This window comes from Accumulibacter sp. (assembly GCF_023806565.1).
GTDB lineage: Bacteria > Pseudomonadota > Gammaproteobacteria > Burkholderiales > Rhodocyclaceae > Accumulibacter.
Genome location: NZ_JAMTDV010000118.1, coordinates 1 through 10,253, shown reverse-complemented (window position 1 = coordinate 10,253; position 10,253 = coordinate 1). Strand labels below are relative to the sequence as shown.

Genomic DNA, 10,253 nt, shown 5'->3' with positions numbered 1-10,253 from the left:
TGGAGATCGCTTCCGACTATTCCTACGGCGTCCTGCGCGCCATGGAGCTGTTCCTGTCCTGGTTATGGACCCGCCTGTATGAAGGGATCGAGCTCCACCGCTTCGACGTCGTCACCAGGATCGCCCCGGGCCACGAGATCGTCTACGTCCCCTGCCACCGCAGTCATGTCGACTACCTCCTGTTGTCCTACCTGATCGTCCGTCAGGGGCTGACGCCACCGCATATCGCAGCCGGCGCCAATCTCGACCTGCCGTTCGTTGGCTCGCTCCTCCGCCGGGGCGGCGCCTTTTTCCTGCGCCGGAGCTTCAAGGGTGAGCCACTGTACGCAGCGGTCTTTCACGAATACCTGCATCTGATGCTGGCGCGCGGCTTTCCGATCGAATATTTCATCGAAGGCGGGCGCAGCCGCAGTGGACGCATGCTGACTCCCAAGGCGGGCATCCTGGGAATGACCGTGCAAAGCTTCCTCCGCGAGCACTCGCGACCGCTGCTGTTCGTGCCGATCTATATCGGCTATGAAAAGCTGATAGAGGGACGTACCTATCTCGACGAGCTCGCGGGCCAGCCGAAACAGCGCGAATCGCTGCTCGGCATCGTGAAAAGCGTACGCGACATTCGACGCGTATTTGGCAAGGTGCATGTCAACGTCGGCGAGCCGCTGCTGCTCGCCGGCTTTCTCGACACCCACCACCCGGGCTGGAGCGAGGAACGATCGGTCAACCCGCCACCCTGGTCGCGCAGCGCGACGCGCGACGCGGCGGCAGAACTCGCCAAGCGAATCAACGAGGCGGCGGTGCTCAATCCCGTGAACCTCGTTGCCCTCACTCTGCTCGCCACGCCCAAGCATACGGCCGACGAACGTTCGCTGCTGCGCATGCTCGAGCACTACCAGGTGTTGGCTAGCGACGCACCGTACGCGCCGACCACCGTGGGCTGCACGCTGCCAGCCGAGGAGATCGTGGCCTATGTCGAACGACTGGAAATCATCGAGCGTTTTACCGACCCGCTGGGCGACCTGATTCGCGTGCGCGACAAACAGGCTCCGCTACTTGCGTACTTTCGCAACAACGTCGTCCACCTGTTCGCCCTGCCGGCGGTCATCGCCTGCCTGCTGAGTCATAACCGTCGCCTGGATACAGCGCGCGTGCTGCGCGCTGTGGCCGGGATCTGCACGCTGATGCGCGCCGAACTCTTCCTTCGCTGGCCCCTGGAAGAGCTCGGTACAGCGAGTGAAACCGTCATCCGCGTGCTCCTGGCGCGCGGCCTGCTGGTGCGCTCAGCCGTCTCGGGCAGGCTGGCAGCACCGGAGCCGATCAGCCAAGAATCTGCGGAACTGCATCTGCTCGGCGAAAGCATCCGCCCACTCCTCGAACGCCACTTCCTTACCCTGGCCGTGCTCCAGCGACACGGTACGGGGCAACTGAGCCGCGCGGCACTGGAAAGCCATTGTCATCTGCTCGCGCAGCGGCTATCCCTTCTCTACGAATTCAACACCCCGGAGTTTCCCGAAAAGGCGACATTCGCCGCCTTCATCGCGAACCTCGTCGAGGCCGACTTCCTGCGGGAGGACCAAGAAGGACTGCTGCACTTTGACGAGCGGCTGATGACGCCGCTTGCACATTCCGAGCTCGTTCTCCCGGTCGAAGCGAGACAGGCAATCCGGCGCATTGCCCGCGCCGGCGTCAGCGGCTAGCTCGCTACGGCAGCTCCGGGACAATCGCGTCAGGCCCGGGCACCCGGGCCTCGCCGTGCAGCCTGCTCGAGGCGCTCCTTCTCGGCAAGAACCTTGTTCGCGTAGCCACCTTCGTGATCATCCGGCGCGCCGCCGTAATATTGCAGGCCCGCAGTCAGACTGCCCCGCGTACGGATGGCCTCCTCGAGGACGTGGACGCCGACCTGGATGTTGGTCACCGGGTCAAGAAACGGCTGCAGCCCGGCGCCCTGCGGCACCTTGTCCAGGTGATATCCCGGAATCACCTGCATCAGACCCTTGGCACCGCTGGCGCTCTCCGCGAAGGGGTTGAAGCGCGACTCGATGCCAATGATGGCGATGATCAGCAACGGATCGAGCCGACGCTCACGGCCCACTGCCTGCGCCGCTTCGAACACCGGCACCAGCGCTTCCGGTGCCACCCGATAGCGGCGCGAAACGAAGTCGAGGACGCGCTGCATGCGTGCCGGCAGAGTTTCGGAAACTGCATTGGGCGTTTCCGTAGCTTCTACCGGCGCAGAAGGCCCGGCCACTACCACCTGCTCAGCCTCGGCGAGAATGCCGTCGCTGAGCAAAGGCTTGAAAAAGACCAAAGCAAGAATCAGGCCGACGACCATCAGGTTGTGTTGAACGAAACTCAAAGTGGCGTCGATGCGACGACGCCCGCTAAAGCTCCCTAGTGAAATTGTTGCGGACATGCTCTCTCCTTCACTTTGGTCGTCGCGCCAAAAAACGGCTCGACGATGGACGGTTACAGGCGGGTGCAAAGCCTCGAATGCTTGGGGGACACAGCCCCTGAGGCCGGAACTCTGTACGCTTCGACAGTGTGCGAACAGAGCGGCAAAGACGCAGCCGGATGACTGCAATGTGTGTATTTGCTACTGGACGGAACGGAGTCTATGGAAAATCATGGACTTGGTCAAGACGGGCGAAATCACCTGTTGCAAAAAGTCCACTGGACGTCGATTCAGCCTCGGCGAGCGAGCCTCCACGAGCAGCGGCAGAGAGCAGGGAACGGCAGTCGCCTAGGAAGCGCTGACCTGATCGGTATACGGAATTTCCGTCTCCGTCGAATCAGCCTGTCGCCTGCTTGCCTGTCGCGCAACACCTGTTAAATCAGTGCCTCCAACCGGGTGCTTCGCCAGGCAGGGGGTTGAAATCCTGTCTCGCGGACCCCGCCACCTCAGCCGGCTCGGCAGTTGCACGCACAGGAGAGTTTCCTGATCGTCGTTGCCAATGGCAACGATTTCAGAGGCTTTCGCAGTGCGCGATCAGCATCTGCGCGTACGCCAGTGCCTCCGCTTCCCCCTCGGCCGGCGCCCAGTGTGCGCGCTCGGCCTCGGCAAGCGGCCGGTACGGACCGGCCTTGGCTTCGAGCATCACCGTCCCGGGATCAAGGGCCAGCACCGTGTGGTATTCGCCATGCGGAATGTTTACGCCGCAAACCGCGCCCAGCGGCGACAGCGCCACTGTCTGCCGGACGTTGCCGTCGTCGTCGAAGAAGAATACGGCGAGCCGGCCACGCAGGACGACGATCGTTTCGTCCTTGTTCGCGTCGAGGTGGCGGTGCGGAGCCAGATACGAGCCGGGCTCGATGGCATTGAGCAGGCGATGCGCGACCGCCGCGTCGCCCTGATGGAAGTTGCGGTTCTTGCGCTGACGCGGATTTTCGCGGGCCTCGCGAGTGACCGCGTCGAGCAGCGTCCGATCGATCAGCAACGGAGCTTTCATGTGTGCCTTCCTGAGAGAGTTTCCGCGTCGGCCTTGGCGAGCGGCCGGGCGAGTTCCCGTCGCACCGACCGCCCGGGATCACGCATAGTCCACGCAGACATTGTCGTTGCCGAGCCATTCGCGCACGGCGCTCAACAGATCGTCTTCGAGGCGAACCCGGCTGGCGTCGCCGAACACCAGCTCGCAGGCTGCGTCACCGTTGCGATAGGCGAGGCGAACCGGACAATCCCCTGGCGTGTAGGGTGCCAGCAGCGTCTGCAGGCGATGCACTGCGCCACGCGCGTTGCTGCTCGCCTGGCCGTTGAGCGACAGGCGCAGATGCCGGGCGAAGCGGCCACGCGCTTCGGCCAGTGTCAACAGGCGTTCGGCAACGACCTTGACGCGGCCTTCCCCGGCAAAATCGTCGCGCTGCACGCGTCCCTCGACGATCAGCACCTCGTCTTCCGTGATCTTGGCGCGTTCGGCTTCGAGAAGTTCGTTGAACACCGACACTTCCAGCGTGCTGGTGCCGTCGTCGAGCTGAATGAAGACCATCCTGCCGCGCGCAGTGATCTTGCTGCGCACGCCGACCACCAGCCCGGCGAGAAACTGTGTTTCCTTCCTCGCCTCGAGCGCCGCCAGCGGCTTGCGGACGAAGCGCGACACCTCGGCCTGCACGGCGTGGAAAGGGTGGCCGGAGAAATAGAATCCGAGCGCCAGCTTCTCTTCGTTCAGCTGCTGTCGTTCGCTCCAGCGCGGCACTTCGACGTAGGATGGACCATGTTCGCCCCCCTGCTCGCTGACTTCGAAGAGATCGAACAGGCTTGCCTGCATGGCGTTGCGTTCGGCCTGCTCGGCCGCTTCGATGGCGATGCCGACCGAAGCGAGCAGACGCGCGCGATGCGGGTCGAGCGAATCGAAAGCGCCGGCACGGATCAGCGCTTCGATCGTCCGGCGATTGACCAGACGCTTGTCGGCACGCCGGCAGAAGTCGAACAGGTCGTGGAACGGACCATCGGCTTCGCGTGCCCTGAGGATCGCATTGACCGCCTGCTCGCCGGTGCCCTTGACGGCGCCGAGGCCATAGCGAATCGTCCCGCGATCGACCGGCGTAAAGCGGTAGGCGGACGAGTTGACGTCGGGGCCGAGGATGCGCAGGCCGTTGGCGACGGCGTCGTCGTGGAAGACCTTGACCGTGTCGGTCACGTCCATGTCCGACGACAGCGTCGCCGCCATGAACGCCGCGCAATGATGCGCCTTGAGCCAGGCGGTATGGTAGGTGACCACTGCGTAGGCGGCGGTGTGCGACTTGTTGAAACCGTATTCGGCGAACTTCTCCATCAGGTCGAAAAGCTGCATCGCCAGCTTTTCGTCATAGCCCTTTTTCTTCGCCCCGGCACGCATCAGGTCGCGGTGCAGCGCCATTTCCTCGGCCTTCTTCTTGCCCATCGCGCGCCGCAGCAGGTCGGCAGCACCCAGCGTGTAGCCGCCGATGATCTGCGCGATCTGCATCACCTGTTCCTGGTAGACGATGACCCCGTAAGTCGGTTCGAGGCAGACCTGGAGATCGTCGATGAAGTAGTCGATCTTCTGCTGACCCTTCTTGCGCAGGATGAAGTCGTCGACCATTCCGGAACCAAGTGGCCCCGGCCGGTAGAGCGCGAGTACGGCGATGATGTCCTCGAAGCGGTCGGGCGCGAGCTTCCGCACCAGCTTCTTCATGCCTTCCGATTCGACCTGGAAGATCGCAGTCGTATTGCCCTCGCGGAGGATCTGATACGCCTGCGGATCGTCGAAGGCGAGCGCCGCGAGATCGGGACGCTCGCCGCTCAACTGCTCGACGTAATCGACTGCCAGCTGGATGATCGTCAGGTTGCGCAGGCCGAGAAAGTCGAATTTCACCAGCCCGACTTTCTCCACGTCGTCCTTGTCGTACTGGGAGACCACCGAGCCGCCGCCGTCGGCCGAATAGACCGGGCAGAAGTCGGTGAGCTTGCCGGGCGCGATCAGCACGCCGCCGGCGTGCATGCCGACGTTGCGCGTCAGGTCCTCGAGGCGGGCCGCCAGATCGAACAGTTCCCGAACCTCCTCCTCGTCGGCGATCCTTGCCTGCAACTGCGGCTCGGCGGCAATCGCCTTGGCCAGCGACAGCGGCTTGTTGGTCTCGACCGGAATCAGTTTGGCGAGCTGATCGCAGAAATTGTACGGCAGATCAAGGACACGGCCGACATCGCGAATCACCGCTTTCGACGACATGGTGCCGAAGGTGACGATCTGCGACACGGCGGCGGCACCGTATTTCTGGCGGACGTAGTCGATCACGCGCCAGCGGTTGTCCTGGCAGAAATCGATGTCGAAATCCGGCATCGATACCCGCTCCGGGTTGAGAAAACGTTCGAAGAGCAGGGCGTAGCGCAGAGGATCGAGGTCGGTGATGCCAAGTGCGTAGGCGACGACCGAGCCGGCACCCGAGCCACGCCCCGGACCGACTGGACAACCGTTGTTCTTGGCCCAGTTGATGAAATCGGCAACGATCAGGAAGTAGCCGGGAAACCCCATCTGCACGATGGTGTCGGTTTCGAGCTGCAAGCGCGCATCGTAGGCCGGGCGCCGCTCGGCGCGCTCGGCGGGATCGGGGAAAAGCTGCCGCAGGCGCACTTCGAGGCCGGCAACCGCCTCCCGGCGGAGATAGTCGTCGAGCGTGACACCCTCGGGAGTCGGGAAAGCCGGCAGGTAGCTCCTGCCAAGGGTGATCTGCAGGTTGCAGCGGCGGGCAATCTCCACCGCATTCTCGATCGCTTCGGGAAGATCGGCAAACAGCTCGATCATTTCTTCAGTCGACTTGAAGTACTGCTCCTCCGTGTACGGTCGCGGGCGGCGTGGATCGCCGAGCATGTAGCCTTCGGCGATGCACACCCTCGCCTCGTGTGCCTTGAAATCGTCGCGTTCGAGAAACTGGATCGGATGCGTCGCGACCAGCGGCAAATCGAGGTCGGCAGCCAGATCGGCGGTGGCGGCGAGCAGCGACTCCTGCTGTGCCTGCCCATAGCGCTGCACCTCGAGATAGAAGGCGCCCGGAAAAAGTTGCTGCCAACGGCGCGCGCGATCCACTGCCTGTTGCCGATTGCCCTGCAGGAGCGCTTCGGCGACATCGCCGGCCGCCGCGCCGGAGAGCGCGATCAGTCCATCGACGCCGACTTCCTGCAACATGCGACGCGTGATCTCGGCTCGCCCGCGCACCCGCGGCGACAGGTAGGCGCGCGAGAGCAGTTCGCAGAGCTGCAGATAGCCCTGGTGGGAGCGACAGAGCAGCAACAGGCGATAGGGTCGATCCGGGTCGGCCTCGTTGGCCAGATGGACGTCGCTGCCGAGCAGCGGCTTGATTCCCTTGCCACGTGCGGCGGTGTAGAACTTGACCAGGCCGAAGAGATTCGCGAGATCGGTGAGTGCCAGCGCCGGCATGCCGCAGCGGGCAGCGCGTGCGACCGCGTGGTCGAGACGGACGATGCCGTCGCTGATCGAGTACTCGCTGTGCAGGCGAAGGTGGATGAAGCGGGCGTGGGACATGCGGTCATTCTACCGCGAGGCCGGGCCGACCAAAGCGATGATCGCAGGACGAAGCCGCCGCCGGGGTGTGGTCAACCCCTCTTCGTCGATACGCCGCTCCTGCTTCGCGCCGCGGACCGTTACCGCAAGCGCTCAGGCGTCGTGGCTCAATGGTTCACCCAGTCGATGATCGGCTGCCACTGTTCGAGATCCTTGGCCGCGCGCGACGCGGAGAGGTCGAACATCGTCATGCCATGCATCGTCGTCTGCACGTAAAGCTGCGTCGTGCGCAGGTGGGTGAGCACCGGCAGGTCGTATTGCGCGAGAAAGCGCTCGAGTTCCGCTGCGGAACGGGTACGCGGATCGACACGCATGCCAACCACGGCAACGAAGGCGTTTTCGTTGCGCACCGCCTTCTCGGCGAGCAGCACTTCGAGAAAATGGCGCGTCGCGAGTATGTCGAAGAGTGAGGGCTGCACCGGAACGAGCACCCGATTCACTTGTTTGATCACTGAATCGAGCGCCTTGCCGTGCAGGCCGGCCGGCGTGTCGAGGACGACGTGCGTCGTTCCCTTCGGTGGCCGGGCCGTTTTTCCTGGTTCGATGTCCCAACTGCGGATCGTCGGCAGGATCGACGGACGCAAGCGCAGCCATTCGCGAGCCGATTGCTGACGGTCGACGTCGCCGAGCATCACGCGATGACCGAGGCTCGCCAGATGGCCGGCGAGATTGATCGCCAGCGTCGACTTCCCCGAACCGCCCTTGGGATTCGCAATCAGGATGGATTTCATCATTCATCGCCCTCGTCACGGCTCGCGTCGAGGCGGCGCAACTCCTCACGAACCAGGTTGATATGCTCACGCAGAGTGTAAAGCAGATCGCTGAAAGCCAGCGGGATATTGAGCAGGCTGGCGCCTTCGTCGATCCGGTCGAGATGCTCGACATACTCCTTGTGGCGTGTCGGGTCGTAGTGATGACGCAGATCGTTTTCGAGGAACTTCAGATCACCGTAGTAACGGAAGATCTTCGAGCGCACCCGCCAACTGTAGATGGCCGGCGCAAATTTCAGCAGCGGCAGCGACAGCATCAACAGCGGCAGAACCATCACGAACAGGCGCTCGACCATCACTGCCAGCCAGAACGGCAGGTAGACCTGGAGAAAGGGCGGCCCGGACTTGTAATAGCGTTCGGCATCCTTCGACAACTGGAAGGTATGATCCCTGTACGCCGGAAATTCGCCGGCGCGCTGAAAGAAGCCACCCTTGCCATTGACCTCGGTCATCGCCTGCAGCAGCAGGCTGACCAGCGCCGGATGCAGGTCGCTGCGAACGACGACATTGGCCGTCGTCGCCAGCAGCCAGGTGTCGCGCGGCGGCACATCGCGCACCAGATCGACGACGCCGCGCGGCAGAAGGACTTTGGAGAGAAAAGGGAATCGACGCAGATAGGCCTCCGCCTGGCTCAGGCTGACCACGCGCAGTCCGGGCGAGCGCAGCATCACCTGCACCACGGGCGCTTCCTGTGCAGCAACGATGAAAGCGGCGTCGATCTGCCCCTGCTGCAGCGCTTCCGCTGCCGTGAGTCCGGCGATCGGCAGGAGATTCGGACTGGCCGGAGAAATGTCGTTCGCTTCGAGAAGCTGCAGCGCGAGTCCGCGGATGCCACTTCCGTCTTCGCCGACGGCGACGCGCCGATTGGCCAACTGGTGCAGCCTGTCGATGCGCTGCGTGCCGTGGTAGAAGACCCACACCGGCTCGTAGGCAACGCTGCCGAGCGAAAGGAGCGAGCCTGCACCATCGTCGTCGCCAGCCGGCGGTGCAGTGCCGCCTTGCACGAAGGCGACCTCCCCTTCGCCCTTCTCGAGTCGTGAGAGATTCTCCTCCGAGCCGGCAGAAGTCCGGACATCGAGGGTGATTCCCCGCGCCGCCAGCAGTTTGGCGTAGCGCTGCGCGTAGCCGTAGTAGGCCCCGGTTTCGCTGCCGGTGAAGATCGTGATGTGCCGCGGTGGCTCGGGCGAGACGAACTGATAGGCAACGACCAGGCCAATTGCCGAAATCAGGACGATTGGCCAGGCCGTCGCCAGCATGTAGCGCAGGGCGACCAGGCGGGCGCGCAGGCGCTTCATCAAGGCAGCAGGATGGTCGATCCGGTATGCTTGCGCGCTTCGAGATCACGGTGCGCGGTCGCCGCCTCGGCCAGCGGGTACGTCTGATGTACCTCGATCCTCACCTTCCCCGATCCGACTACGTCAAACAGTTCGGCGCCCAGCGCAAGCAGGTCGTCCCGCTTCGCCGTGTAATGCATCAGCGTCGGTCTCGTCAGGAAGAGCGAGCCCTTCTGCGAAAGCAACAGCGGGTCGAATGGCGGCACGGGGCCGGAAGCGTTGCCGAAACTGACCATCATGCCGCAGGTACGCAGGCTGTCGAGCGAGCCGGCGAAGGTATCCTTGCCCACCCCATCGTAGACCACTGCCACTCCGGTGCCCGCGGTGATCTCGCGAACCCGCCGCGGAAAGTTCTCGCGCGTGTAGTCGATGACGTGGTCGCAACCGTGTGCCGCAGCCAAGGCCGCCTTGGCCTCGGTGGAAACCGTTCCGATCACCGTCGCGCCGAGCGCTTTCGCCCACTGACAGGCAATCAGCCCAACACCGCCCGCTGCAGCGTGGATCAGAACGGCGTCGCCGGTCTGCACGCGATACGTGCGACGCAGCAGGTAGGCGCTGGTCAGGCCCTGCAGCATCATCGCCGCGGCGGTAGCAAAGGAAATTGCGTCCGGCAGCTTCAACAAACGGTCGGCCGGCAGGCAGCGTACCTGGCTGTAAGCGCCGACCGGCCCGCCAGCGTAAGCGACGCGATCGCCGGGGCTCAGGTCGCTCACCCCGCTGCCAACCGCGTCGACGACACCGGCTGCTTCGAGGCCGATGCCGCTGGGCAACTGCAGCGGGTAGAGGCCGCTGCGGTGGTAGACGTCGATGTAGTTGAGGCCGACGGCCTCGTGCCGCACGCGCACTTCCCCGGGCGCGGGCTCGGCCAAAGCGATCTCCTCCCAGCGCATCACTTCTGGTCCACCGGTCTGGTGGATACGAATGACAAAAGGCATGGCGATCTCCTCGAGTGACGTGACCTGACAGTCTAGTGTCGCGCCCGCTTTTTGGGCAAGCGCAAAAGAGCGCCGAACAAGTCAAGAAGAGGCCGGGCTCAAATATCCATCGACAATTGTTCGGAAAAAGGCGAAGCCGCCGCCTCGATCGCCTTGCGCGGCCTTCCTCTCGCTCTGACCTCGCGG

General features: G+C 63.8%; 7 protein-coding genes. 1 reads left to right on the top strand and 6 read right to left on the bottom strand.

Features of this window, described 5'->3' with window-relative positions; translation table 11 throughout:
• The coding region (plsB, locus tag NFV80_RS13495; RefSeq protein ID WP_295331290.1) for a glycerol-3-phosphate 1-O-acyltransferase PlsB at positions 1–1,694 on the top strand (1,694 nt) is incomplete at its 5' end.
• 29 nt (positions 1,695–1,723) lie between these two features.
• On the opposite strand, the gene NFV80_RS13490 is transcribed toward plsB, so the two are convergent.
• The 6 genes from NFV80_RS13490 to NFV80_RS13465 all read right to left on the bottom strand — a co-directional run bounded on the left by NFV80_RS13490 (position 1,724) and on the right by NFV80_RS13465 (position 10,067).
• Positions 1,724–2,410: a lytic transglycosylase domain-containing protein gene (locus tag NFV80_RS13490; protein ID WP_295331289.1), complete on the bottom strand. Its 687-nt coding sequence runs from the start codon at positions 2,408–2,410 to the stop codon at positions 1,724–1,726.
• A 550-nt stretch (positions 2,411–2,960) separates the two neighbouring features.
• The gene (locus tag NFV80_RS13485) at positions 2,961–3,443 is read right to left on the bottom strand and encodes a WbuC family cupin fold metalloprotein (protein WP_295331288.1); all 483 of its coding nucleotides are present in this window, start codon (positions 3,441–3,443) and stop codon (positions 2,961–2,963) included.
• A gap of 78 nt (positions 3,444–3,521) precedes the next feature.
• The gene (dnaE, locus tag NFV80_RS13480) at positions 3,522–6,989 is read right to left on the bottom strand and encodes a DNA polymerase III subunit alpha (RefSeq protein WP_295331287.1); all 3,468 of its coding nucleotides are present in this window, start codon (positions 6,987–6,989) and stop codon (positions 3,522–3,524) included.
• Positions 6,990–7,135: 146 nt separating this feature from the next.
• The gene (locus tag NFV80_RS13475) at positions 7,136–7,759 is read right to left on the bottom strand and encodes a ParA family protein (RefSeq protein WP_295331291.1); all 624 of its coding nucleotides are present in this window, start codon (positions 7,757–7,759) and stop codon (positions 7,136–7,138) included.
• Complete coding sequence (locus tag NFV80_RS13470; protein WP_295331286.1) at positions 7,759–9,093, bottom strand: TAXI family TRAP transporter solute-binding subunit; 1,335 nt, start codon at positions 9,091–9,093, stop codon at positions 7,759–7,761. The genes NFV80_RS13475 and NFV80_RS13470 overlap by 1 nt, the downstream gene beginning before the upstream one ends.
• On the bottom strand, positions 9,093–10,067 hold the full coding sequence (locus NFV80_RS13465; protein ID WP_295331285.1) for a quinone oxidoreductase: 975 nt from the start codon (positions 10,065–10,067) through the stop codon (positions 9,093–9,095). The genes NFV80_RS13470 and NFV80_RS13465 overlap by 1 nt, the downstream gene beginning before the upstream one ends.
• Positions 10,068–10,253 lie beyond the last annotated feature (186 nt).